Consider the following 23,398-nt stretch of genomic DNA (forward strand, 5'->3'; position numbering starts at 1 on the left):
GTTGCTTCGCGCGATTGCGGCTAGGCTGTTGCCGCCTGGTCGATCTTGCGCGCCGCCGCGCTTTGCTTGCGTTGGGAGATCCCCAGCGCCAGGACGCAAGCCGCCACCACCAGGGGCGGCAGTGCGGCGAGCAGGAACAGGCTCGAGAACGGCAGCTGTTGCGCGATAAGTATCCCGGCGACCAGCGGTCCGCTGATCGAGCCGATCTTGGCGACCGACAAGGCCCAGCCGACGGCCGTCGTGCGGTTGGTGCTGGAATAGAACTGGCCGACCGAGCTGTTCAGGCCCTGGTGACCGCCCACCACGAAGAAGCCGACGCAGACCATCGTCGCGAGGTAGGTGCTGTCACCAAGTCCGGCCCAGCCGAGCGAAGCGACCAGCGGCGAGGCAATCAGCGGCACGATCGCAATGGCGATGACGCCGAACCGGTCGAGCACCCGGCCAATGGTGAGGCCGCCGACGGCGCCTCCGAGGCTAAACACGGTCAGGCCCATGGCGGCCTGCGCGGGCGTATGCCCGGACGCCTCCGCCAGGATCGGCGTCCAGCTGTTGAGGAAGAACATCGTGATCGAGCTTGCGATGTAGGCCACCCACAGGAACGGCGTGATGACCGCAAGCCGTCCGTCGAACAGCGTGGCGAGCTGCGACACGAGCCCCGTGCCGGCGCTGCCAGCGGAAGCTTCATCGCGAAGGACGAAGTGCGTCGTCGCGTGCGCCTGGAGCGAGGGCTCGATCCGGTTCAGGATGCGCGCGACTTCCGCGGGCTCGCGATTGCGCACCACGAGGAACTTGATCGATTCCGGAAGCGCGAAGTAACACAGCGCGGCCCCGAGGAGCGGCAGCACGCCGCCGATCCAGAATACGATGGTCCAGCCAAACTGCGGCACGAGACCGGCGGCGATGAAGCCACCGATGCTGCTGCCCGCGACATAGCCAACCATGATGATTGCGACCGCCGTGCCGCGATAGCGGCTCGGCGCATATTCGAGGTTGAGCGCATAGCACAGAGGCGACAAGCCGCCGATGCCGATGCCGGCGAGGAAGCGAAGCACGATCAGGCTCGTGATGTCGCTCGCCCATACCGTCGCCAGCGTGAAGCTGCCGAACACCAGCATCGAAGCGACGATCGATAGCCGGCGGCCGATGCGGTCGCCGAGCGATCCGAACACGAGGCCGCCGACGAGAATGCCGAAAATACCGGCGCTGAAGACGATCCCGAGCGCGGCCCGCTGGATGCCCCAGGCGCGGATGATCGACGGTGCGGCGAAGGCCATCGCCTGGAGGTCGTAACCATCCAGGAACATCATCGTCGTCGACAGGATCAGGACCGTCAGGACCAGGCCGTTACGGCGCTGGCGCTCGATGACATCAGTGACATCGATGACGTCGGGTGCGCTCATTGCTCGTTCCTCCGCGTTGCCGTTTCGCTTGTTCTGGTGACGGCTTATCGCGCCAAGCAATCTATTTCCTTCGAGAACGAGGGAGAATAAGCTACTTTGAGCGATGATCTTTTCCAGATTGGACTAAATGGCCGATAGCCTCTTGAATATGAAGGCATTTTTGGCGACGGCGCGAGCCGGCAGCTTCTCCGAGGCGGGCCGACAGCTTGGGGTGGCGCCATCCGTCATCACCAAGCGGGTCGGACAATTGGAGTGGTCGCTGAAGGCCACGCTGTTGCGGCGGAGCACGCGCCGCCTGGCGCTCACCGAGGTCGGCGAGCGCTATCTCGACGTCATCCGCCAGATCGTGCGCGAATACGACGAGATGGCGAAGGGGATCATGCGATCGCCGAACGAGCTCGAGGGCCAATTGCGCATCAAGGCGCCGGCATCACCGATGGTCATCGACCTCGCGCAACTGCTGTCGTCGTTTCAGATCAAGTATCCGCGCGTGACGCTCGACGCGGTGTTGGTGGACCGTACGGTCAATCCGGTCGAGGAAGGCTTTGACATCGTGCTCACCATGATGCCGTCGTCCTTCGACGGCGTGCTCGAGGAGCCCTTGCACGTGTTCGAACGCGTGCTTTGTGCCGCGCCCTCCTACCTGGCGCGGCGCGGCCATCCCCGGCATGCCCGCGATCTCGTCAATCACGACTGCATCGTGTTTTCGCCTATCGGGCCCGCCTGGACTTTTGAAGGCCGCAATGGCGTGACGACGGTCGCGGTTCGGCCGCACCTCGTGACGAACAACGGCGCGCTCGTGATCGACAGCCTGTGTGCGGGCAGCGGAATAGCAATCGCTTCGCGCACCGCAGTGGCGGAGCGGCTCAAGACCGGCACGCTGGTCGAGCTCCTCCCGCAACTCCATATCCCTGATCTCTGGGTCAAGGCACTTGTCCCGGCGACGCGCTCCAACCTCGCCCGCGTGCAGACCCTGCTGGGCTCCATTCGCGATGCATTCCGGGAAGCCGCGACATCTGCGGCGGCACTCGGGCGGGAGGCGGGGTAGCCGCGCTCTCGCTGTCGCCCCGGCGAAGGGTCAGCCTTTCACCCCCACCATCACATCGATCGCTCCCTTCACGATCGCGTCGAGCTCCTTGCGCGGGACGCGGGCGCGGGAACGGATGGCGATGGTGTGGATGGTGGCCGAGGCGAGCTGCGCCAGCACGACCGGGTCGGCGCTGTCGGCCAACTCGCCCTTCTCCTTGGCGCGGCGGAAGCAATTGGCAAAAGCCTTGTCGAGCTCGGACAGGCCGTCCAGTACCATGGCGCGGATCTCGGGATCGCCGACGGCCTCGGAGGCCGCGGTCACCACCGTGAAGCAGCCGCGCGGACCGGCCTCACCGGAGAGATAGATGGCGAGTGCGGAGGCGAAGATGCGCTCCAGCCGTTCGCGCAGCGGCAGATCCGCGCGAAAGATCTCCACCATCGAGGCGCGCGCCTGCTCGCGGTAACGCTGATAGCTCTTGATGTAGAGCTCGCGCTTGTCGCCGAAGGCGCCGTAGAGGCTCGGCCGGTTCATGCCGGTGGCCTCACTGAGATCGTCGAGCGAGGTCGCGGCAAAGCCCTGGGTGCGGAACAGGTCGAGCGCCTTGCCGAGCGCGACGTCGGGCTCATAGGCGCGCGGCCGGCCGCGCCGCTTCGGCGGCTCGGGTGCAGCGATCGGCGGGCCTTTTGATTTTTGTACCATCTCGCAAAATAATCCTTGACCGCTTCCATATTATGCGGAACAGTACAAAAATCAATCCGGCCGGGTTGCGAACGCAAGGTCAAATGACACCACGCCCAAGGAGGCACCCCATGGATCTCTATTTCTCGCCGCTCGCCTGCTCGATGGCGACCCGCGTCGCGCTGTATGAAGCGGGCGCCGAGGCGAACTATCTCGAAGTCGATTCACCGACCAAGACCGTGCTGAATGACGGCTCCGACTTCCGCGCCGTCAATCCGATCGGCCTGGTGCCGACACTGCGCACCGACGAGGGCGTGGTGCTGACCGAGAACGCAGCGATCCTGCAGTATGTCGCGGACCGCTTTCCGCAATCCGGCCTCGGCACCGGACCTGGCATCGACCGCACGCGTCTGCATCAATGGCTCTGCTTCATCGGCACCGAGCTGCACAAGGGGTTGTTCATCCCCGTGCTCGATCGCAAGTCGCCGCAGGAGAGCAAGGCTTATGCGCTGGAGAAGAACCTGTCGCGACTTGACTATGTCGAGAACCACCTGAAGGGCCGCGAGTTCCTGCTCGACCACTTCACCGTCGCCGACGCCTATCTCGTCACGGTGATCAACTGGACCATGGCGACGCCGCCGATCGAGCTGGCGAAATGGCCGAATCTGAAGGCCTATTACGAGCGCCTCAAGCAGCGCCCATCGATCGCGAAGGCGATCGCCGAGGAGTTCGAACTGTACAAGGCTGAGCAGACGCGGCGGAAGGCGGCGGCATAGGTCGCGTCGATCAACAGATCGTCCCGGCCACGGCCGGGACGATCACGTGCTGCGGGAAAAATACCGCTGGGTGCGAAGGAAGGCGATGCTGGTCTCGATGCTGTGCAGCGGATCGGCAGACACGTCCTGCTCGACGAAGGCGTGTTGCACGCCGCTTGCAGGCAGGGCCGCGAATATCCCTGCGAAATCGATCGTGCCGCGCCCCAGTTCAGTGGTCGCCCCGTCCTTCGCCATGTCCTTGAGATGAACCAGCCGAAATCGCGATGGAAAGGCCTTCAGGACATCAGCGGCATCGCGACCTCCCCTGGTCGCCCAGTAGACGTCGAGCTCGAGCTTGACGACACGCTCGTCAGTACGACTGAGCAGAACGTCGTAGGGCTGCATGCCGCCGGCGAGCTCTCGAAACTCGAAATCATGATTGTGATAGGCGAGCGTCAGGGCGGAACCTGCCGCCAGTTCGCCGATCCTGTTCAGTTCGTCGCAGATCCGCTTCCAGTCGTCGATCGTCTGTCGCACTGGTGGGTCCAGCCACGGACAGACGACGAACCGGCTTCCGAGCGCATGGGCGATATCGAAGATGATCCGGTCTTATCGCGCAGGCCCGCGCAGTCGAGATGCAGCGACGGGGCGGCCAGGCCAAGGCTGCGCAAGAGCTCGCTTGTGCGCTTCACGTCAGGGCCGAGAATGCCGGCGAACTCCACCTCGCGATAGCCGAGGCGGGCAACCTTGCGGAGCGTGCCTTCGAAGTCGCTCTTCAGGAGGTCGCGGACCGTATAGAGCTGGAGGCCGATCCTGCGCGCCTCGCCGCCGGATGCCGGGGCCGCTCCCAGCGCCGCTGCGGCAGCGAGTCCTCGGAGGACGTCGCGCCTGTTGACCGGCGGGCTGCCGAAACTGCGATGCACGGCTATTTCGGTGCTTCGAGGACGATGCCGTAGCGACGATAGATCCGATCGATCGTGCCGTCGGCTCGCAAGCGGTCGACCGCCCCATCGATCGCTTCGCGCAACGCATCGTCCGGGCGAACCATGCCGACCGCGACGTTCCAGTTCAGGTCGGTCACGCTCTCGTCACGGGCGAGGATCCGAAGCGGCTTCTCCGGATGCGTGAGGTTGAAATAGCTCGCCGCCGTCGGCGTGACGGCGGCGGCGTCCAGTTCATTGTTCGAAAGGGCGTCGAGGCTGTCGCTCTCGAAGCCGAAGGTCGACGTCGGCACGCGGCGCTGGCCGATGATCATGGCGGCGACGGAGCCGACCTGCACGCCAACCTTGGTGTGCTCGTTCAGGCTCTTGAACGAGGTGAGTGCGCTGGACGATGGCACCGCCAGCGCAACGCCAGTGCGGTAATACGGCTTCGAAATACGCAGGCGGGTTTCGCCTTGCGCCTCACGATCGGCGATGACGTCGAGAAGGACATCGCAAGTGGCGCTGCGCATCTGATACTGCGTGATGATCCAGTCGAGCCTCAGCGAGACGCCGAGCTCGCGTGCCAGTGCCCGTCCCAATTCGACCTGAAATCCGGGAGGATCGCCGGCCTTGCTGGCGAAGGGAAGCGAGTTGGGATGGGCGCACAGCCCGATCTCGCCGGCTGAGCGGATCGCCTCCAGGGTGCGCGCCTGCGCCGCTGCCGAGAGCGCGACGGCGGCACCGACCATGAGCGAGAGGATCAACTTCATTCCGAAAGCCTCGTGTTCTCGGATCAAACTTGGATTTCGCCTCACCCCTCGTGCGGCTTCAATTGCCGGATATACTTTATGATCTCGTCGATCTGCGCGTCACTGAAGGTCTCGCCGAACGCAGGCATCGCGCCAGACTTGCCCTGCCTGATGCGGTTGCGAAGATAATCGTCGTCGCGAGCCGTATTCATGAGCTGCGGCCCCTTGCCGGCCGCGCGCCCCCCATCGGAATGACACCAGCCACAGGTCGTTGCGAACAGTTGCCTGGCGTCGAATTCCTCGTTGCCCGGCGCCGGGGAAGCCTGTTGTGCGGATGCGGGCATGGCACACGCGAAGCACGTGGACAGTACCGCCGTCCACAGCACCGGCAAATTCAATCGCATGGGGCGGAACTCCATTTTTATGTTCCATCTACCCCTCTGTCCTTTCCAACGCGCGGGGAGCGGGCTTGTGCCCGCTCCCCGTCCAACCGTCCGAAAAGGCCTATTTCAGGCTGTAAACGATGAGCGCGCCGTCATCGCGCGGCATGCTCTTGTAAACGCCGCCGAAGGTCGGCGCATAATCATCCGACGCCATGCCGCCAAAGCCCGCAGTCACCGCGATATACTGCTTACCGCCGGCGGAGTAGCTGATGATTCCGCCCTGATGGCCGGTGCCGTCAGAGTGATTCCACAGCTCGGTCCCGCTTTCGGCATCGTAGGCATGAATGGTACCGCGCGAGTCGGGCACGAACACCAGATTGCCTCCGGTCGACAGGACGCTCGCAAGCGGCGGCTCGGGGAAACGGACCTCCCACTTCTTGGCGCCAGTCACCGGATCGCGCGCGTCGAGATGACCATAGATCTCCCCGCTTGGAGGAGGCGCAATCTTGAAATCGGCCCCGATATTGAGCTGTACTTGCGGGGCAGTCACCGGTGTCGTCTTCATGACCTCGAGGGTCATGCACCATTCCTGGCCGAGCTTGTAGTAGAGGCCCGTCTTCGGATTGTAGGAGCCAGCATTGAAGCTGACGCCGCCGGAGATGTGCGGGCACAGTGGCTCATCAACCTTTCCCGCTGCAAAGTCACGCCGACCGATCAGTTCGCCGGTCTTTGGGTCGATGTTCTTGACGAAATTGCTGTTCTCGGTAATCCGCCAGACGTTCTTCAAACCGAGATTGCGATCGTAGACAAAGATGTAGCCGCTCTTGTTCGGATGCACCACCAGCTTCTGGCCGTCGCGATCGAGCATGACGAATTCACCGACGGCGCTGTCAAAGTCCCAACCGTCGTGCGGCAGCTCCTGATGATAGAATTTCAGCTTTCCGGTATCGATGTCCAGACCGATCACCGAGCTCGTGTAGAGATTGTCGCCGGGACGCGCACCTTGCGTCTTGTAATCCTTGCCCGACCAGTCGTAGAGCGGAGCCGGGTTTGCGGTGCCCCAGAGGATGGTGTTGGTCTCGGAGTCGTAGGTGCCCGGCATCCAGCCGCCACCCCCGCCAGTACGCCACGAATCATTTCCCCATGTCTTCATGGCTTCATCGGTGCCGGCAACCGTCAGGAATTCCCATTTCTTTTTGCCTGTGGTGGCATCGACGGCGAAGATCGGGCCGCGGCCCGGCCACTCGCCACCTTGCGCGCCGATGATCACGGTGCCTTTCGCATAAAGCGGCGCACCGGTGAAGCCGACCGTCAGCTTCTGCGAGTCGATCAGCTTGGTTTCCCAGAGAACCTTGCCCGTCTTCGCATCCAGCCCGAACAGGCGGCCGTCCATCGTGCCGACGAAGACCTTGCCCTCGCCGAGCGCGACGCCGCGATTGTAAGGAGAATGGGTCTGCCTGCTGATGAGCGCCTCATCGAGCTCGGGAAAGAAGTTCCACATCACCTCGCCGGTCGCGCCGTTCAGCGCAAACACCCTGCTGTAGGAACCCGAGTAATAGAGCACGCCATCGGCCACGAGTGGCATGGATTGTAGGCCGCGCGTCGACCGTCCGGGAATGTGGATCCAGGCAACGCCCAGATTGCCGACATTGCCCGCATTGATCTGCGCGAGCGGGCTGTAGTGATAGGACTTGTAGGAGCCGTGATAGGTCAGCCAGTCGTTCTGGCCGCCAGCGTCGATGCGCGCAGTGTCCACGGTTTGGGCCAAGGCCGGCGACACCATGAGTGTCGCACCAACGACAAGAGGCAGACCAGAATAGCACCACCAATTCTTCATGTGCAGTTCCTCCCGCTTGTGTGTTTCTTGACAGTGTGTTTGGCAGAACGTCTCTGCGACGGACGCTTGCAGCCCGGTCAAGTGTCGGTTCGTCTCCTTGGTTCCTAAAGGTGTGTCGGCGACAGCTTTCCGTCTCTCTCGGCGCCCATCGCCCAAGGAGGTCCGGTCTGTTTGATTGGCTGCTGTTGCTCCCGCTCGCGGGCATAGAGTACGCCGGATCGCGCGGAGTGCAATCAGGGAATACGCGCAGAACACGAATGTCAGTGGCGCTGACTATTTCAGCGTCAACAAATCCCACAGCGGGCGGCAGCTTGCTCGCGCCGGCTCACAGCAGGAAGGCGAGCGCAGCTTCGCAGCGCTCCTCGACCTTCAGCGTCAACAGATCGTCCGCGCGGGTGCGTCCGAGATTGACGGCGGCAATCGGAATGCTCTTGCGTGCCGCCATCTGCACGAAGCGGAAGCCGGAATAGACCATCAGCGATGAGCCGACGATCAGCATGGCGTCGGCCTGCTCCAGATGTTCTTGCGCTGAGGCAACGACATCGCGCGGCACGCTCTCGCCGAAGAACACGACATCGGGCTTGAGGATGCCACCGCAGGTTTGGCAGGCCGGCACGTCGAACGAGAAAAAATCCTCATGTTCGAGATCGGCATCGCCATCGGGCGCATCCGCGGCATCGAGTGAGAGCCAGGCGGGATTCGCACGACCGAGGGAGCGCTGAAATCCGTCGCGCGGCGTCTTCTCGCCGCAGCCCATGCAGCGCACGAGATCGAGCCGGCCGTGCAGATCGATCACCTGGTGGTGGCCCGCCGACTGATGCAGCCGGTCGACGTTCTGAGTCAGCAGCATCTCGCACTGCCCGTTCGCCTCGAGGCGAGCCAGCGCATGATGCGCGTCGTTGGGCATGGCCTGGCCGAACCGCCGCCAGCCGATCAGGCTGCGCGCCCAGTATCGCTGCCGCGTGCGCGGATCACCCATGAAGGCCTGGTAGTTGACCGGCTGGGTTCGCTTCCAGTTGCCCTGGTTGTCGCGATAATCGGGAATGCCGGAATTGGTGCTGCAGCCTGCCCCGGTCAGAACGAAGAGACGCTGGTGCCGGGCGACGAAATCTTCGAGCGGACGTTTTGCCATGGCTGAGGATGTAGTCTGCTTCGATCGGCTTTGCCAGATGGAGGAGCGCATGACGATGCTGCGCTGCGGCTCGCGCGCCGACGAAATTGTGATTATCGGCCCTGCCCCGGACGGCCCATGATGAAAAGGCACCGACCTGCAATGCGATCCGGGGCACTCCATGACGTCAGTCGCGATTCCTCCCGCCGTCCATCGTCATCATCAACCCTGGTACAAGATCCTCTACGTCCAGGTGCTGATCGCGATCGCGCTCGGGATCCTGGTCGGCTATTTCAATCCCGACCTCGGCAAGGAGCTGAAACCGCTGGGTGACGGCTTCATCGCGCTGATCAAGATGATGATCGCGCCGGTGATCTTCTGCACCGTGGTGCATGGCATCTCCTCGATGGGCGACCTCAAGCGGGTCGGCCGGGTCGGACTGAAGGCGCTGGTCTATTTCGAGACGGTCTCGACGGTGGCGCTCGCGGTCGGCCTGCTCGTCGGCGAGGTGCTCCAGCCCGGGCACGGCTTCAACATCGATCCCTCCACGATCGATCCGAAGTCGGTGGCGACCTACGTCACCAAGGCCAAGGAAGAGGGCATCGTCGCCCACCTGATGGCGATCATCCCGGACAGCTATATCGGCGCGATCGCGCGCGGCGACATCCTTCAGGTGCTGCTGATCTCGATCCTGTCAGGATTCTCCATCGCCTTCCTCGGCAAGGCCGGCGAGCCGATCGTCGACGCCGTCGACAAGGCCGCGAAGATGTTCTTCGGCATTATCCGCATCGTCGTGCGCGTCGCACCGATCGGCGCATTCGGCGCGATGGCCTTCACCGTCGGCGCCTATGGCCTTGGCTCGCTGCTCAACCTCGTCGCGCTGATCGGCACGTTCTATCTCACCAGCATCCTGTTCGTGCTGATCGTGCTCGGCGCGATCGCGCGGGTCGCAGGCTTCTCGATCCTGCGCTTCATCGCCTACATCAAGGACGAGCTCTTGATCGTGCTCGGCACCTCGTCATCGGAAACGGTGCTGCCGCAGATGATCGAGAAGATGGAGCATCTTGGCGCTTCGCGCTCCGTGGTCGGCCTCGTCATTCCGACCGGCTACAGCTTCAACCTCGACGGCACCAACATCTACATGACGCTGGCGACGCTGTTCCTGGCCCAGGCGACCAACACCAACCTCACGATCTGGCAGGAGCTCGGCATTCTCGGCATCGCCATGATCACATCCAAGGGCGCCTCGGGCGTGACCGGTGCCGGCTTCATCACGTTGGCGGCGACGCTCTCCATCGTGCCCGACATCCCGGTCCAGTCGATCGCGATCCTGGTCGGCATCGACAAGTTCATGAGCGAGTGCCGCGCGCTCACCAATCTGATCGGCAACGGCGTCGCCTGCGTCGTGATCAGCATGTCAGAGGGCGAGCTCGATCGCACCGCGCTGCACGAGACCATGGCGCATCCGCTCGCGATCGGCGAGGCGCTGGAGCCGGGTGGCGGGTCCTGAGACTCAGATCACGACGTGACGTCGTCGAGTCCGTAGATCGCAGCCGCGTTCTTTGACGACACCAGCCCGCTCTCGACGTCCTCCTGCACGCTGGTCCGTTCGCGTTCCCGGGGATTGCCGATCCCGGCGCCGCCCGGCGTCATCACGACGAGGCGATCTTCGGGCGGTACCTGTTGAAAGCCTTTGCCGCGCATTTTCTTGCCGGACTTTAGCCCGACATAGCCGGCCTCGCCGTCACGGCCACCATCGCGGCCGCGTGGTGGATGATCGATGCGATCGAACGCCGCCAGGATGTCGAAGGGCGCATCGACGCCGCTGCCGACCTCGATGATCTGGCCCAGACCGCCGCGGGTTCGCCCCGCGCCGCCGGAATCCGGGCGCAGCTCCTTGCGCCAGAAGATCAGCGGCGTCTGCGTCTCCGCGATCTCGACCGGCGTGCCGCGCACGCCGCTCGGATAGGCGGTCGCCGACAGCCCGTCCTTGGCAAAGCGCGCGCCGGTGCCGCCATTGCTGGTCACCGCCATCGAGAACCCGTAATTGCCGACAGCGCCGGAACGGGTCTGCCCGCGCACGTTGAGATTCCACAGGCACGAAGTGCCTTCGGCCGGCACGCGCTCGGGGATGATCTGGCGCAGGCAGCCGAACACGACGTCCGGCAGCATCTGGCCGATCACGTGGCGCGAAGCCACCGGCGCAGGTTTTGGCGCATTGAGGATCGCGCCTGATGGCGCCGACACCGTCAGCGGAGAGAGCGAGCCGGCATTGTTGGGAATCTCCGAGGCGACGACGCAGCCAAGGCCGAACACGGTGTAGGCGGTGGTGTAGGAGAGCGGCACGTTGATGCCGAACTTCGAGGCCGGCGAAGTGCCGGTGAAATCGACGTGAATGCCTTTCTCCGAGATCGTCAGCATTGCCGATAGCGTCACCGGCGCATCATAGCCGTCGACGATCATGGTGTTGCGCCAGCTTCCCTTCGGCAGCTTCGCGATCTCGGCGAGCACGGCCTCGCGCGAACGGTCACAGATGTAGTCGCCGAGCTCATCGAGCGTGTCGATGCCGAACTCGGTCATCATCGCGACCAGGCGCTCGCAGCCGACGTCGTTGCAGCCGGCCAGCGAATAGGTGTCGCCCTCGGTGTCGATCGGCAGCCGCGTGTTGGTGCGGATCATCGCCATCAGCGTCTCGTTGACGACGCCCTGGTCGATCAGCTTCAGCATGGGGATGTAGAGCCCCTCCATGAAGACGTCGGTGGCGTCAGGCCCGAAGCCGATGCCGCCGATGTCCATGAGATGGCTGGTGCAGGAGAATAGCGCGACCAGCTTGCCGTTCTTGAAGCAGGGCGTGGTGACGACGAAATCGTTGAGATGGCCGGTTCCCATCCAGGGATCGTTGGTGATGTAGGCGTCCCCCTCCTTCATCGTCTCCAGCGGAAAATGCCCGATGAAGTGCTTGACCGATTCCGCCATCGAGTTGACGTGACCCGGCGTGCCCGTCACGGCCTGCGCCAGCATGCGCCCCCTGAGGTCGAACACGCCGGCCGAGAGATCGCCGCATTCGCGCACGATCGGGCTGAAGGCGGTGCGGAGCAGCACCTGCGCCTGCTCCTCGACCACCGCGATCAACCGGTGCCACATGATCTGAAGATCGATCAGGCTTGTGCTTGCGCTATTCATGGTCACGCCGCCTTCCGTTCCATGACGATGCTGCCGGCACCGTCGATGTGGGCGTCAAAACTGGTCGAAACGAAAGTCGAGGTCTCATCTTCCGCGATCACGGCAGGGCCGGCGATGGTCGCGCCCGGCACCATGTCCTCGCGGCGGTACAGGGGGATTTCGACCAGGCGCCCGGCCCTTCCATCGAAGAACTTTCGGCTGCCGGATGCCTTGCCGGCCAGCTTGCGGGCGACGGCATCGACGACCGGCGGATTGCGCGGCTCGGTGGTCGCAAGCACCGACCAGCTCAGCACCTCGATCGCAGCGCCCGGAATCGGTCGCTCGAACATCGCGGCATAATCGGTCTCGAAGGATTTTCGCAAGCCAGCGAGATCGGCCGCGGTCAGCGGCCGGTTCGGCAGCTCGACCGCGATCTCATGGCCCTGGCCGACATAGCGCATAAAGGCGGCGCGGCGCTCGCGCACCGGCGCGCCGGCAGCGCCGGGCTCGACCAGCGCCCGCGCCTCGGTCGCCATCTCCTGCAGGAGATCCGAGACCGCTGCGGTATCGAATTCGTCGAGCCGGACATGGCGGCTGCGCACCAGCTCATAGGCGATGGGCGCAGCCAGAAACCCGACGGCCGACCCGACACCGGCGTTGGACGGGACGATCACCCGGGAGACGCCGATCTTCTCGGCAACGCGCGCCGCATGCAGCGGCGCGGCGCCGCCGAAGGCGATTAGGGTATGCTGGCCGACCACCGCGCCGCGCTCGACCGCGTGCACGCGCGCCGCGCTCGCCATGTTCTCGCAGACGACCTCGTGCACCGCGTAGGCGGCATTCTCCGCCGACAGGCCCAGCGCCTCACCGACATCGTGCAGCAATGCCGCCTTCGACAACTCCGGATCGAGCTTGATCGTGCCGCCGGCAAAGGCGTCGGGATCGATCATGCCGAGCGCGACGTCCGCATCGGTCACCGCAGGCCGCGTGCCGCCGCGGCCATAGCAGGCCGGGCCAGGCTCAGACGACGCACTCTCGGGACCGACGGTGACGCGCTTCATGGCATCGATCCGCGCGATCGAGCCGCCGCCGGCGCCGATCTCCACCATCTCGATCACGGGAATGCGCACTGGCAGGCCCGAACCCTTCAAAAAGCGCGCGGCGCGATCGACCTCAAACACGCGCGAGGTCTCCGGCTGAAACTTCTCGATCAGGCAGATTTTTGCCGTGGTGCCGCCCATGTCAAAGGAGAGCACCTTGCTTTCGCCGAGCCGCGCCGCGATCTGCGCCGCGAAGATCGCGCCGCCCGCGGGACCGGATTCGACGAGGCGTACCGGAAAGCGCCGCGCCGTCTCGATCGAGGTGACACCACCGCCGGAAGTCACGAGATAGATCGCGCCGCGGAACTGCTCGACCGCCAGCGCCTCTGCCATGCGCGCGAGATAGCCGTCGATCAAAGGCTGCACATAGGCATTGGCGACAGCGGTCGAGGTGCGCTCATACTCGCGGATTTCGGGGCACACCGCCGAAGACATCGTCACGGAGATGCCGGGTATCTCCTGCTCGAGGATCGCGGCCGTTCGCCGCTCATGCTCGGGATTGGCGTAAGAGTGCAGGAAAGCGATGGCGATGCTTTCGACATTCAGCGCACGCAATTTCGGCACCAGCGCGCGCACCGCGGCCTCGTCCAGCGGTAGCCGCACCGCGCCATGCGCATCGACGCGCTCGGGGACGGTGAAGCGCAGGGAACGTGGCGCCAGCGGCTTCGGCTTGTCGATGGTGAGATCATATTGATCATAGCGGCTCTCAGTGCCGATATCGAGCACGTCGCGAAAGCCTTCGGTCGCGATCAGCGCGGTCCTCGCGCCGCGGCGCTCGATGATGGCGTTGGTCGCCAGCGTCGTGCCATGAATGAAGACGTCGATATCGCTGATATGCGCATGCGCGTCGGTGAGAATGAGACGGATGCCGTCGAGCACCGCCTGCTCGGGGCGTGTCGGGGTCGTCAGCACCTTGCGCGTCTTGCGCTCCTGTCCCACATCCAGCACGATATCGGTGAACGTTCCTCCGATATCGACTGCAAGCCGCACTTCGGCTCCCTCACGCATTCCAGATGTCTCCGTGCTGATCGACAGGTTGGGTTCAAGCGTTGAGCAATTTGTATGCCATCGACTCCACCGATGGCAACGCGCTCCACGATTTTGCCGGGCACCTATGCAATAGCTAAGGATGCGAGCAGCTCAGCCGTTGAAGGCGGCCTGCGCTTCCGGCAGATCCCAGATTTTCCCGATCGCAGCCGCGCCTTGCGACGTGATCGCGGCTTCATTGCCATGAACGAGACGGCCGGCATCGATGAGCACGCGGCCGTCGACCATGACCTGGTCGATATTGGCGCGGTTGGCGAGTGCGACCAATGCGCGCCTGACATCGAACAGCGGCTGCAAATGCGGGTGGGTCAGATCGACGACGGTGAGATCGGCGGTCGCCCCCGGCGCGATCCGGCCGAGATCGGGCCGCTTGATGATGTCGGCGGCGGTTGCGGTGATCGACTCGATTAGCTCGGGGGAATTCGCGACATCGGCGCGCTGCGACGACGTCTTGGAGATGAGCGAGGCGGCATTGAGCTCGCCGAGCAGGTCCATGTTGTAGCCGTCGGTGCCGACCACAGTGCGGACGCCATGGCCGGCGAAGCGGCTGAATGCCGCAGTCACGCCGGCACGCGCGAACACGCGCGGGCAGTTCAGCACGGTCGCGCCGCGCGCGGCCATCAGCTTCAGATCGTCATCGGTGCTGGCGATGCAGTGCGCGGCGAGCAGGTCCGGCGCAAGAATGCCAAGCCAATCCAGATATTCCGCCGGCGTGCGGCCGCCGTAGCGCTTGCCGATGGTCTCGACCTCGGCGCGGCTCTGCGCCAGATGCGTCGTGATGGGGACATCAAGCTCACGCGCTCGCGCCGCGCACGCCTTGAGCAGATCGGGCCCACACGTATCTGTCGCGTGCGGGCTCATCGCAAGGCCGATGCGCCCCTCACCGCGGCCATTCCAGCGCTGGTACAGCGCGTCCCAGGTTGCCATATCAGCCACGCCGTCATCGCCGGCATAGCTGACCACGCCGTCGGGGCCTGCCTTGGCGTCGGAGGTAGAGAAGAGGTAGGGCGCGCCGTAGAAGCGGATGCCCATTTCCTCGGCGGCGTCGAACATCTCCGGGATCGAATTGCGGAACGGCTCCATCACGGTGGTGGCGCCGCCCTTCAGGAGCTGGAGGATGCCGAGCCGCGCCACCGCGAGGCGTTCTTCCGGCGACAACAGATCGGCGCCGCGCTTGGTCAGCGGCAGCAGCACCGTGTAGACGATGCTTTGGTTGTTGCGGCGGCCGTTGCCGTCTTCGGTGTGGCTGCGCGCCACGGCCTCGCTGAAACAGTGGTTGTGCAGATTCAACAGCCCCGGCAGGATGAGGCGGCCGGGCTTGTCATAGACCCGATCGGCGCGCGGCTTGTCACGCGTAACCGCGGCGATCGTCTTGCCCTCGACCAGCACCCAATGGTCGCGCAAGACATGCTGCGCGCCGTCCTTGCGCGTCAATGCGTAGCTGCCGAAGATCGCGATCGTGCTCATGCGGGGCGTACGTTCCAGAAGACGGCGGTGCCGTCGAGAATACCGGTGATGGACTTGCGATAGGCGGTTGGCTGCTTGTACAGGCCGATCGGGAGGTAAGGAATCTCCTCGAACGCCAGCGCCTGGATCTCGCGGCAGATGCGTTGCTGCTCGGCAAGTTCGGATGCCGCCAGCCACTGGCCGCGCAAGCCGGCCATCTTCTCGCTCTTGTACCAGCCGGCGACCTTGCCTTCGCCGCGCAAATTCGTGTTGCCGGCGGGATTGAGCCAGTCGATGCCCTGCCAGTTGCCAACCGCGGCACTCCAGCCGCCCTGCCCGATCGGCTCCTTCTTCAACTGGCGTTGCAGCACGACAGCGAAATCGAGCGCGGCGTATTCGGCATTCATGCCGGCCTTGCGCAGCGTGTCGGCGGCGATCTCACCGAGCGGGCGCTGCGCCAGCGAATTGGTGGGCACGAGCAGCACGACCTTCTCGCCATTGTAGCCGGCGGCCTTGAGATCCGCCTTGACCTTGGCGTAGTCGCGCGGGCCGCGGAAGACGTCGAGCCCGACCTCGCTGGCCATCGGCGTTCCCGGTGCGAAGAATCCGATCGGCGAGACCTGATAGGCGGGATCGATGCCCGCGACCGCCGTCATGAATGACGACTGATCGATCGCGCCCAGCAATGCGCGGCGAACCGCGGGATTGTCGAACGGCGGCTGGAGATGATTGAGCCGCAGCATGCAGGTGTAGCCACGCGGATCGAGCACACGCGTTTCGATGTCACCGGCAGCCTTGATCACCGGCAACAGATCGTGCGGTGTGGTTTCCTGCCAGTCCTGCTCGCCGGTCTGGAGCGCAGCGACGCCGGTGCCGGCGTCCGGCGTGGTGGTCCAGACCACGCGGTCGTAATGCACGATCTTGGGACCGGCGGTCCAATCCGGTTTGCCGTCGCTGCGCGGCTGGTAGCGGTCGAAGCGGGCATAGGCGTTGCGCGCGCCCTGCACGCGCTCATCGGCGAGATAGCGGAACGGACCGCTGCCGATGACTTCGGTCAGCGGCTTGAACGGATCCTGGCTTGCGAGCCGTTCCGGCATCATGAAGCAGGCGTTGATCGCGGCCTTGCCCAGCGCCTGCGGCAACAGCGGGAACGGACGCTTGAGGCGGAAGCGGATGGTGCGGTCGTCGGCAGCCGAGAGTTCGTCGGTTGCCTCCATCAGCTCGCCGCCAAAGCCGTCGCGCGCCGCCCAGCGGCGGATGCTAGCGACGCAATCGCGCGCGAGCACGCGCTCACCATCGTGCCAGAGCAGGCCGTCGCGGAGGGTGAGGTCCCACTGGAGCCCGTCATTGGAGATGACATGCCCCGACAGCATCTGCGGCGAGACCTGGAGCGAGGCGCTCATGCCGTAGAGCGTGTCGTAGACCATGAAGCCGTGATTGCGCGAGACCTGCGCGGGCGAATAGATCGGGTCGACGAAGGCGAGATCGATCACCGGGATGAAACGCAGCGTGGTCTGCTCCTCGGCACGCAGGATCCCCGGCAGCGACAGTGCTGGCGCTGCGGCTGCAGCCTTGAGCAGGGAGCGGCGAGTAATCGGCATCGAACAAACCTCCTAGGACGCAAAGCGCGCGAGACGGCCGATCGGCGCGCCCTGCACCTCGTCGTCGCGCATCACGGTGTGGCCGCGCACGATGGTGGCGACTGGCCAGCCCGCGATCGTCTTGCCCGCGAACGGCGTCCAGCCGCAGGGCGAGACGATCCAGGAGTCCTCGATGGTGCGCTTCGCCTTCATGTCGACCAGCGTGACGTCGGCGTCGTAACCGGCAGCGAGCCGCCCCTTGCCGACGAGGCCGTAGACCCGCGCGGGACCGGCGGCCATGAGGTCGACCATGCGCGACAGCGACAGCCGGCCGGCATTGACGTGATCGAGCATGACAGGAACGAGCGTCTGCACGCCGGTGAGACCCGCCGGACAATCCGGCCAGGGCAACTCCTTGGCGGTGCGCGAATGCGGCGCGTGATCGCTGCCGATAGTGTCGACGATGCCGTCGCGCAGCGCGGCCCAGCTCGCCTCGCGATGCCGCTCGCCGCGGATCGGCGGGTTCATCACGCCGAAGCCTTTCAGCGTGTCGTAGCACTCCGGTGCCACCTGCGTCAGGTGGTTGACCAGCACCTCGACGGTCGCGACGTCGCGATAATCGCGCAAATAGCTGAGCTCCTCCGCCGTGGAGACGTGAAGGATATGCGCGGGCCGACCGGTCTTGCGCGCCAGCGCCATCAGGCGGCGCGTGCCGAGGAAGGCGCATTCCTCGTCGCGCCACTCCATGTGCGAGCGATGCGGCATGCCGCGCGAAAACATCGGCTTGCGGGCCTGGAGGCGATATTCGTCCTCGCTGTGATAGGCGATGCGGCGGCGCCCCGCGCGCATCAGCTTTTCCAGGTGCTCGTCGTCCTCGACAAGCAGCGACGCGGTCGAAGAGCCGGCGAAAACCTTGATGGCGCACACGCCATGCTCGCTTTCGAGATGCGCGAGCTGATCGATATTGGTCTTGGCGCCGGCGATGTAGAGGCCGATGTCGCAAAAGCTCTGCGCTTCCGCGTAGCCGCGCTTCCAGTCGAGCCGCTCCTGATCGACGATCGGCGGATTGGTGTTGGGCATGTCGAACAGCGTGGCGATGCCGCCGAGTATTGCAGCGCGCGTGCCTGTCGCCAACGTTTCCACCGTCGCATCGCCGGGATCGCGCAGATGGACATGGCTGTCGATCAGGCCGGGCAGGACGTGAAGGCCGCTGGCGTCGATCACCTGGTCGGCCGTGTCGGCCGAAGTCGCGGACAGCGTCGCAATGCGGCCGCCGGAGATGCCGACATGGGCAGCTTCCTCGCCCCAAGGCGTGACGCAGGTGCCGTTCCGGATCAGGAGATCAAAATGCATCGTCCGCCTTTCATGCTTTCAACAACACCGCGCCGATCGCCGCAGCGACCGCCTGCTGCGCCGGTTCGACCACGGGAACGCCGATCGCGTCCTCGATCGCGGCGCGGTGCGAGGCCATGCCGGCGCAGCCCATCACCACGACGTCGGCGCGGGTTTGCGTGACCAGCGCGCGGCCCGCCTCGATCAGGCGCCCACGGATATCGGCGCTCGCTGTTTCCGCCGCGCTTGCGCCGACCGACCAGCTTCCGGCATAGCGACCGTCCACGCCCATCTGCCGCACCATGCGCTGCTGGCGGCGAATGCTTTGCGGCGACAGCGCGATGATGCCAAACCGCTCGCCGAGCGTCAGCGCGCGCAAGATGCCCCATTCGGCAATGCCCATCACCGGGCGGCCGCCTGCCGCCTCGCGCACCGCATGCAACCCGGGATCGCTGAAGCAGGCGAGCACGAAGGCGTCGGCATCCTCGCGCGCAACACGATTGACGAGCGGCATGACGACGCTGTCGGCGTCGCGCTGCGAGGTGATGCTGGGCGGGCCTTCGGCGAGCCCCACCACTACGATCTCCGGCCCGCCGGAGATCCTGAGCGGCGCGACCGCTTCGTCGATCGCCGCCGTGACCGCCGCGGAGGAGTTCGGGTTGATCGTCAGGATGCGACGGCGGGTCATGCTGTGCTCAACGCTTGGCGGCCTCATGGCGCTGGAAGTTCGCGGCGATGGCCTCGCCCGTCGTGATCCAGAGGTCTGGACAGGATTTTGCGTAGGTCAAGAATTCTCGCAACAGACGAAGTCGCATGGGACGTCCGCTGCATTGCGGATGCAAGACCGTCGTCACCATCGCGCCCCAGTCCCTGACCTCGTCGAGTTCGTCCTTCCAGATCGAGAGCACGTGCTCCTTGGGAAAGATGGAACGCGGGCTGAAGCGGGCGGAGAGGCCGTGCATCCAGTCGTCATAGCTCGCGGTCACCGGCAACTCGATCGTGCCCGGCTTGCCGTCGGCGAGGCGATGGCGATAGGGCCTGACGTCATCGCGGAACGAGGAAGTATAGACGATGCCGTGGCGCACCAGCGCGACGCGCAGCTCCTCGGTGAACTCGCCATAGGGCGCGCGGTAGCCGATCGGCTTGACGCCGAGCCGGCGCTTCAGCGCCTCAAAGCCACGCTCCAGCTCCTCCTCGATCCAGGGATCGCCGGGATCGGGCAGGAGGTGGTGGTAGCCGTGATGGCCAATCTCGTGACCAGCCTTGAGGATCGACTCGGCCATGGCGGGGTGCGCATCGACCGACCATCCCGTGACGAAGAACGTCGCCTTGAGATCGAGCTGATCGAGCAGCTCCAGCAGCTTCGGCGTGCCGACGCGCGCCTCGTAGCCGCCGTAGCTCATGGTGATCAGGCGCTGCGCGTGCACGGCGTCCTTGCTGGTCCACGCGCTCTCCGCATCGACGTCGAACGACAGGAACATCGCCGACGTATAGGGCTTTGGCCAGGGATAGTGCGGCGCAGGGTCCGCGGTGTTCGCCGGGACGAGCGGGATGCTCTGGAGTGCCTTACTGTCCAGCATTGATGGTCGCCTTCTCTATTCCGTTGTCGTTCAGTTTCCATTTCGCCAGCAGCGTACGATAGGTGCCGTCCGCGATCAGCGCATCGATGGCCTCGACCATCGCCTGCTGCAATGCCTTTTCCTTAACCGGCAGCGCGATGCCCGTGAACTGCGTTGCGAAGGCGTCGCCGACCGGCGCATAGGTGCCGGGCTCGAGGTCCATGATATAGGGCAGCGTCTCGTTGCCCTGCACGGCAGCGTCGATGCGGCCTTGCCTGAGCTGCGTGCGCGCATCAGCCGAGCCGTCCGTGCCGACGAACTGGATCGGGTTGCTGCCGCAATTCTTCTCGCTCCACGCCGCGATCTCTGCCGGGAACATGGTGCGGCGGCTGGCGCCGACCTTCTTGCCGCACAGCGCGGCCATGTCCTTGAACTCAGCCGCGCGCGACTGCTGCACGAAGAATTTTGGACCGCTGCGCAAATAATCGACGAAAGACGCGATCTCGTGCCTGCTGGCATAATCGGTGAAGCCCGACAGGATGGCGTCCACCCGGCCCGTCGAGATCGACGGCATGAACTCGGCGAAACTGGTCTCCTGCCATTCGATCTTGACGCCGAGCTTGCGGCCGAGCGCCTCGCCGAGGTCGATGTCGAATCCGGAAAGCGTGTTGGTGGCGGGATCGCGGAACTCCATCGGCGGATAGTTCGGCACCAGCGCGACCTTGATGCTGCCCCGTTTGGCAATCTCAGGCGGCAGCTCGATCGCCATCACTGATGCCGTCGTCGCACACACCAGCGCCGCCGCAACCAACACTCTCATCATCGAAACGCCCCCATTTTAGATCACCGCGGAAAGAAAAGCTTTGGTGCGCGCCTCGCGCGGCGCGCCGAGCACGTCAGATGCCGTCCCGGATTCGACGATCGCGCCCTGGTCCATGTAGACGACACGATCGGCGACCTCGCGAGCGAAACCGAGTTCGTGCGTCACCACCATCATGGTCATGCCGCTTTGCGCGAGCTCCTTCATGACCGCGAGCACCTCGCCGACGAGCTCGGGATCAAGCGCGCTGGTCGGCTCGTCGAACAGCATCAGCATCGGTTTCATGGCGAGCGCGCGCGCGATCGCGACGCGCTGCTGCTGGCCGCCGGAGAGCTGCGCGGGATAGGAATCGGCCTTGGCCGCAAGCCCGACGCGCCTGAGGAGCTCGATGGCTTCACCGCGCACCTCGTCGGATTTCCGGCCCTGCACCTGCAGCGGACCTTCGGTGATGTTCTCAAGTGCCGTCTTGTGCGGAAACAGGTTGAAGCGCTGGAACACCATGCCGGTCTTCAGCCGCTGCCGGGCAATCTGCCGCTCGGTCAGACGATAGAGCCGCCCGCCCTCTTCCCGCACGCCGAGCAGCTCGCCATCGAGCCAGATGCCGCCGCTGTCGATCGCGGTGAGCTGGTTGACGCAACGGAGCAGCGTCGTCTTGCCCGAGCCGGACGCGCCGATCAGGCACATCACCTCGCCGGGCCACACGTCGAGCGAGACACTTCCGAGAGCTTGAAACTCTCCAAAATGCTTGCTGACCAAGCGGATCGCGACGAGGGGTTTTGTCATCGGGCAAACCGCAATGTGCCGCGAGCAAAGCGTCGCTCGAGCAGCATCTGGAGCGGCGTCAGGATCGACACCACCAGGAGATACCAGAGCCCGGCGACGATCAGGAGCTCGATCACGCGCGAGTTGGCGTAGTAGATGTTCTCAGCGTTGTGCAGTACCTCCGGATACTGGATGACGCTGGCGAGCGAGGTCGCCTTGACGAGGCCGATGAACTCGTTGCCGATCGGCGGAATCACGACGCGCATCGCCTGCGGCAGAATGATCCGGCGCAGCGCGCGCAAGCGTCCCATGCCGATTGCCTGCGCCGCCTCATATTGCCCGATGTCGACCGACAGCATGCCGGCACGCATCACCTCGGAGGTGTAGGCGCCCTGGTTGATGCCGAGCCCGAGCAATGCTGCGAGGAACGGCGTCATGACGTCGACGGCGCGTGCGCTCCACAGGCCGGGAATGCCGATGGTCGGAAACACCAGCGCGAGGTTGAACCACAACAGAAGCTGGAGGATCAGCGGAGTGCCGCGGAACAACCAGGTGTAGCCGGCAGCGACCGACTTCAGCACCGGGTTCGGCGACAGCCGCATGATCGCTACGATCACGCCAAGAAAAATACCGAGCGCCATCGCGAGCACGGCCATCACCATGGTGTTGACGATACCCTCGAGGATCACTTTCGCCGTCAGGAAGCGGCTGACATAGGACCATTCGATCTGGCCGCCCGCGAAGGCGCGGCCAATGGCAGCCAGCACCAGAACGATGAGCGCCGCGCTGAACCAGCGAAACCAGTGCGGCTCGCGCGCAACGTGCAGCCCGGACAGGTCGGGAAATCCCTCCGCGAGGGCGGGCGCGGCCTTCATTGCGGCGCCGCGTTCATCAAGGGCTTCTCGACGGCGTTCGCACCCAATCCCCATTTGTCGAGAATAGCCTTGTAGGATCCATCGGCAATCATGGCGGCGAGCTTTTCCGTCACCACTTCGCGGAGCGCCGCATCATCTTTGCGGAACATGATGCCCTGAAAGCCCTTCGCGAAGGGCTCGCCGACCACGCGATATTTGCCGGCCTCCTGCGATTGCGCGTAAGGCAAGGTCTCGCTGCCCTGCACGGCGGCATCGATGCGGCCCTGCTTGAGCTGGTTGCGGACGTCGATCGAGTTCTCGCCGGGAACGTACTGGATCGCCGGCTTGCCAGCCGCCTCGCAATTCTGCTTGCTCCACTTCTCAATCTCGACGGGGAAGCTGGTGCTGCGCGTCGTGCCGACCTTCTTGCCGCAAATATCCGTCGCCGCTTTCGCCTCGCTCTCGGCCGTCACGAAGAACTGCGGGCCTGTCGTCAGATAGTCGACGAAATCGGCGGTCTCGCGCCGCGAGGCACGGTCCGAGATGCCGCTGATGATGAAATCGGCGCGCTTGGTCTGGAGCGAGGGGATCAGTTCGGCGAACGGCGTCTCGCTCCAGACGATCTTGAGGCCGCCGAGCCGCTTGGCGAGCTCGTTTGCAAGATCGATGTCGAGCCCGACGAGCTCGTTGGTTGCGGGATCGCGATATTCCATCGGCGCGTAGGTCGAGTTGACCGTGAGCTTCAACGTGGCCGCCTGCTTGATCTCCGCCGGAAGCTCGGCCGCCTGCGCGGACGTCACGGCAGCCAACGCTGCGAACCCGAGAAAATGCGAGAGGCGTGTCATGTCAGCTCCCTTGGCTGGCGCCGCG

At 64.7% G+C, this 23,398-nt stretch carries 23 protein-coding genes; 4 read left to right on the forward strand and 19 right to left on the reverse strand.

What is annotated here, in order from left to right; genetic code table 11:
* Positions 1–20: 20 nt before the first annotated feature.
* On the reverse strand, positions 21–1,400 hold the full coding sequence (locus NLN62_RS13120) for an MFS transporter (protein ID WP_254109067.1): 1,380 nt from the start codon (positions 1,398–1,400) through the stop codon (positions 21–23).
* A gap of 127 nt (positions 1,401–1,527) precedes the next feature.
* Here NLN62_RS13120 and NLN62_RS13125 point away from each other — a divergent pair, with 127 nt between their 5' ends.
* Complete coding sequence (locus NLN62_RS13125) at positions 1,528–2,448, forward strand: LysR family transcriptional regulator (protein WP_254109068.1); 921 nt, start codon at positions 1,528–1,530, stop codon at positions 2,446–2,448.
* A gap of 30 nt (positions 2,449–2,478) precedes the next feature.
* On the opposite strand, the gene NLN62_RS13130 is transcribed toward NLN62_RS13125, so the two are convergent.
* Positions 2,479–3,129 (reverse strand): TetR/AcrR family transcriptional regulator, encoded by a 651-nt coding sequence (locus NLN62_RS13130; RefSeq protein ID WP_254109069.1) that lies wholly within the window; start codon positions 3,127–3,129, stop codon positions 2,479–2,481.
* 110 nt (positions 3,130–3,239) lie between these two features.
* On the opposite strand from NLN62_RS13130, the gene NLN62_RS13135 reads away from it, so the two are divergent.
* Positions 3,240–3,884 carry a glutathione binding-like protein gene (locus tag NLN62_RS13135; RefSeq protein ID WP_035661564.1) on the forward strand — a complete coding sequence of 215 codons (645 nt, stop codon included), beginning with the start codon at positions 3,240–3,242 and terminating at the stop codon, positions 3,882–3,884.
* A 42-nt stretch (positions 3,885–3,926) separates the two neighbouring features.
* Here the strand turns inward: NLN62_RS13135 and NLN62_RS13140 are convergent, their stop codons facing one another.
* From NLN62_RS13140 to NLN62_RS13165, 6 genes are all read right to left on the reverse strand, one after another.
* The gene (locus tag NLN62_RS13140; RefSeq protein WP_254109070.1) at positions 3,927–4,400 is read right to left on the reverse strand and encodes a sugar phosphate isomerase/epimerase; all 474 of its coding nucleotides are present in this window, start codon (positions 4,398–4,400) and stop codon (positions 3,927–3,929) included.
* Positions 4,355–4,786 carry a twin-arginine translocation signal domain-containing protein gene (locus NLN62_RS13145; RefSeq protein WP_254109071.1) on the reverse strand — a complete coding sequence of 144 codons (432 nt, stop codon included), beginning with the start codon at positions 4,784–4,786 and terminating at the stop codon, positions 4,355–4,357. Before NLN62_RS13145 ends, NLN62_RS13140 begins: the two co-directional genes overlap by 46 nt.
* Before the next feature lie 2 nt (positions 4,787–4,788).
* Positions 4,789–5,556: an ABC transporter substrate-binding protein gene (locus NLN62_RS13150; RefSeq protein ID WP_254109072.1), complete on the reverse strand. Its 768-nt coding sequence runs from the start codon at positions 5,554–5,556 to the stop codon at positions 4,789–4,791.
* Between the two features lie 41 nt (positions 5,557–5,597).
* Positions 5,598–5,954, reverse strand: a complete 357-nt coding sequence (locus NLN62_RS13155; protein ID WP_254109073.1) for a cytochrome c — start codon at positions 5,952–5,954, stop codon at positions 5,598–5,600.
* Between the two features lie 85 nt (positions 5,955–6,039).
* Entirely contained in the window at positions 6,040–7,755 is a 1,716-nt protein-coding gene (locus tag NLN62_RS13160) for a PQQ-binding-like beta-propeller repeat protein (RefSeq protein ID WP_254109074.1), read from the reverse strand.
* A 325-nt stretch (positions 7,756–8,080) separates the two neighbouring features.
* Positions 8,081–8,887: an NAD-dependent protein deacetylase gene (locus tag NLN62_RS13165; protein ID WP_254109075.1), complete on the reverse strand. Its 807-nt coding sequence runs from the start codon at positions 8,885–8,887 to the stop codon at positions 8,081–8,083.
* On the opposite strand from NLN62_RS13165, the gene NLN62_RS52965 reads away from it, so the two are divergent.
* Positions 8,886–9,008 (forward strand): hypothetical protein, encoded by a 123-nt coding sequence (locus NLN62_RS52965; protein WP_256575915.1) that lies wholly within the window; start codon positions 8,886–8,888, stop codon positions 9,006–9,008. The two genes, NLN62_RS13165 and NLN62_RS52965, sit on opposite strands and share 2 nt — an antisense overlap.
* Positions 9,009–9,047: 39 nt before the next feature.
* Positions 9,048–10,376 carry a dicarboxylate/amino acid:cation symporter gene (locus tag NLN62_RS13170; RefSeq protein WP_027521871.1) on the forward strand — a complete coding sequence of 443 codons (1,329 nt, stop codon included), beginning with the start codon at positions 9,048–9,050 and terminating at the stop codon, positions 10,374–10,376.
* Between the two features lie 8 nt (positions 10,377–10,384).
* Here NLN62_RS13170 and NLN62_RS13175 read toward each other — a convergent pair whose 3' ends face one another.
* The 11 genes from NLN62_RS13175 to NLN62_RS13225 all read right to left on the reverse strand — a co-directional run bounded on the left by NLN62_RS13175 (position 10,385) and on the right by NLN62_RS13225 (position 23,373).
* Positions 10,385–12,049 (reverse strand): hydantoinase B/oxoprolinase family protein, encoded by a 1,665-nt coding sequence (locus tag NLN62_RS13175; protein ID WP_254113476.1) that lies wholly within the window; start codon positions 12,047–12,049, stop codon positions 10,385–10,387.
* A gap of 2 nt (positions 12,050–12,051) precedes the next feature.
* Positions 12,052–14,136 (reverse strand): hydantoinase/oxoprolinase family protein, encoded by a 2,085-nt coding sequence (locus tag NLN62_RS13180; protein WP_254109076.1) that lies wholly within the window; start codon positions 14,134–14,136, stop codon positions 12,052–12,054.
* Positions 14,137–14,268: 132 nt separating this feature from the next.
* Positions 14,269–15,642: an amidohydrolase family protein gene (locus NLN62_RS13185; protein ID WP_027521868.1), complete on the reverse strand. Its 1,374-nt coding sequence runs from the start codon at positions 15,640–15,642 to the stop codon at positions 14,269–14,271.
* Positions 15,639–17,222 carry an ABC transporter substrate-binding protein gene (locus tag NLN62_RS13190; protein ID WP_254109077.1) on the reverse strand — a complete coding sequence of 528 codons (1,584 nt, stop codon included), beginning with the start codon at positions 17,220–17,222 and terminating at the stop codon, positions 15,639–15,641. Before NLN62_RS13190 ends, NLN62_RS13185 begins: the two co-directional genes overlap by 4 nt.
* Positions 17,223–17,234: 12 nt before the next feature.
* Positions 17,235–18,554, reverse strand: coding sequence for a dihydroorotase (locus NLN62_RS13195; RefSeq protein WP_254109078.1), 1,320 nt, complete (start codon positions 18,552–18,554; stop codon positions 17,235–17,237).
* 10 nt (positions 18,555–18,564) lie between these two features.
* Positions 18,565–19,221, reverse strand: coding sequence for an aspartate/glutamate racemase family protein (locus NLN62_RS13200; protein ID WP_027521865.1), 657 nt, complete (start codon positions 19,219–19,221; stop codon positions 18,565–18,567).
* A gap of 7 nt (positions 19,222–19,228) precedes the next feature.
* Positions 19,229–20,113, reverse strand: a complete 885-nt coding sequence (locus NLN62_RS13205; RefSeq protein WP_027521864.1) for a polysaccharide deacetylase — start codon at positions 20,111–20,113, stop codon at positions 19,229–19,231.
* Complete coding sequence (locus NLN62_RS13210) at positions 20,100–20,915, reverse strand: ABC transporter substrate-binding protein (RefSeq protein ID WP_027521863.1); 816 nt, start codon at positions 20,913–20,915, stop codon at positions 20,100–20,102. Before NLN62_RS13210 ends, NLN62_RS13205 begins: the two co-directional genes overlap by 14 nt.
* Positions 20,916–20,930: 15 nt before the next feature.
* Positions 20,931–21,695 (reverse strand): amino acid ABC transporter ATP-binding protein, encoded by a 765-nt coding sequence (locus NLN62_RS13215; RefSeq protein ID WP_254109079.1) that lies wholly within the window; start codon positions 21,693–21,695, stop codon positions 20,931–20,933.
* Entirely contained in the window at positions 21,692–22,549 is an 858-nt protein-coding gene (locus NLN62_RS13220; protein ID WP_027521861.1) for an amino acid ABC transporter permease, read from the reverse strand. Before NLN62_RS13220 ends, NLN62_RS13215 begins: the two co-directional genes overlap by 4 nt.
* Entirely contained in the window at positions 22,546–23,373 is an 828-nt protein-coding gene (locus tag NLN62_RS13225) for an ABC transporter substrate-binding protein (RefSeq protein ID WP_254109080.1), read from the reverse strand. The genes NLN62_RS13220 and NLN62_RS13225 overlap by 4 nt, the downstream gene beginning before the upstream one ends.
* Between the last annotated feature and the right edge of the window lie 25 nt (positions 23,374–23,398).

Source organism: Bradyrhizobium sp. CCGUVB23, from assembly GCF_024199885.1.
Taxonomy (GTDB): Bacteria; Pseudomonadota; Alphaproteobacteria; order Rhizobiales; family Xanthobacteraceae; genus Bradyrhizobium.

What these genes read in the sequence shown, in the direction of transcription:
- NLN62_RS13120 (WP_254109067.1), bottom strand. Translation starts at nt 1,400, where the DNA reads ATGAGCGCACCCGACGTCATCGATGTCACTGATGTCATCGAGCGCCAG.
- NLN62_RS13125 (WP_254109068.1), top strand. Translation starts at nt 1,528, where the DNA reads ATGGCCGATAGCCTCTTGAATATGAAGGCATTTTTGGCGACGGCGCGA.
- NLN62_RS13130 (WP_254109069.1), bottom strand. Translation starts at nt 3,129, where the DNA reads ATGGTACAAAAATCAAAAGGCCCGCCGATCGCTGCACCCGAGCCGCCG.
- NLN62_RS13135 (WP_035661564.1), top strand. Translation starts at nt 3,240, where the DNA reads ATGGATCTCTATTTCTCGCCGCTCGCCTGCTCGATGGCGACCCGCGTC.
- NLN62_RS13150 (WP_254109072.1), bottom strand. Translation starts at nt 5,556, where the DNA reads ATGAAGTTGATCCTCTCGCTCATGGTCGGTGCCGCCGTCGCGCTCTCG.
- NLN62_RS13155 (WP_254109073.1), bottom strand. Translation starts at nt 5,954, where the DNA reads ATGGAGTTCCGCCCCATGCGATTGAATTTGCCGGTGCTGTGGACGGCG.
- NLN62_RS13160 (WP_254109074.1), bottom strand. Translation starts at nt 7,755, where the DNA reads ATGAAGAATTGGTGGTGCTATTCTGGTCTGCCTCTTGTCGTTGGTGCG.
- NLN62_RS52965 (WP_256575915.1), top strand. Translation starts at nt 8,886, where the DNA reads ATGGCTGAGGATGTAGTCTGCTTCGATCGGCTTTGCCAGATGGAGGAG.
- NLN62_RS13165 (WP_254109075.1), bottom strand. Translation starts at nt 8,887, where the DNA reads ATGGCAAAACGTCCGCTCGAAGATTTCGTCGCCCGGCACCAGCGTCTC.
- NLN62_RS13170 (WP_027521871.1), top strand. Translation starts at nt 9,048, where the DNA reads ATGACGTCAGTCGCGATTCCTCCCGCCGTCCATCGTCATCATCAACCC.
- NLN62_RS13175 (WP_254113476.1), bottom strand. Translation starts at nt 12,049, where the DNA reads ATGAATAGCGCAAGCACAAGCCTGATCGATCTTCAGATCATGTGGCAC.
- NLN62_RS13180 (WP_254109076.1), bottom strand. Translation starts at nt 14,136, where the DNA reads ATGCGTGAGGGAGCCGAAGTGCGGCTTGCAGTCGATATCGGAGGAACG.
- NLN62_RS13185 (WP_027521868.1), bottom strand. Translation starts at nt 15,642, where the DNA reads ATGAGCACGATCGCGATCTTCGGCAGCTACGCATTGACGCGCAAGGAC.
- NLN62_RS13190 (WP_254109077.1), bottom strand. Translation starts at nt 17,222, where the DNA reads ATGCCGATTACTCGCCGCTCCCTGCTCAAGGCTGCAGCCGCAGCGCCA.
- NLN62_RS13195 (WP_254109078.1), bottom strand. Translation starts at nt 18,554, where the DNA reads ATGCATTTTGATCTCCTGATCCGGAACGGCACCTGCGTCACGCCTTGG.
- NLN62_RS13200 (WP_027521865.1), bottom strand. Translation starts at nt 19,221, where the DNA reads ATGACCCGCCGTCGCATCCTGACGATCAACCCGAACTCCTCCGCGGCG.
- NLN62_RS13205 (WP_027521864.1), bottom strand. Translation starts at nt 20,113, where the DNA reads ATGCTGGACAGTAAGGCACTCCAGAGCATCCCGCTCGTCCCGGCGAAC.
- NLN62_RS13210 (WP_027521863.1), bottom strand. Translation starts at nt 20,915, where the DNA reads ATGATGAGAGTGTTGGTTGCGGCGGCGCTGGTGTGTGCGACGACGGCA.
- NLN62_RS13215 (WP_254109079.1), bottom strand. Translation starts at nt 21,695, where the DNA reads ATGACAAAACCCCTCGTCGCGATCCGCTTGGTCAGCAAGCATTTTGGA.
- NLN62_RS13220 (WP_027521861.1), bottom strand. Translation starts at nt 22,549, where the DNA reads ATGAAGGCCGCGCCCGCCCTCGCGGAGGGATTTCCCGACCTGTCCGGG.
- NLN62_RS13225 (WP_254109080.1), bottom strand. Translation starts at nt 23,373, where the DNA reads ATGACACGCCTCTCGCATTTTCTCGGGTTCGCAGCGTTGGCTGCCGTG.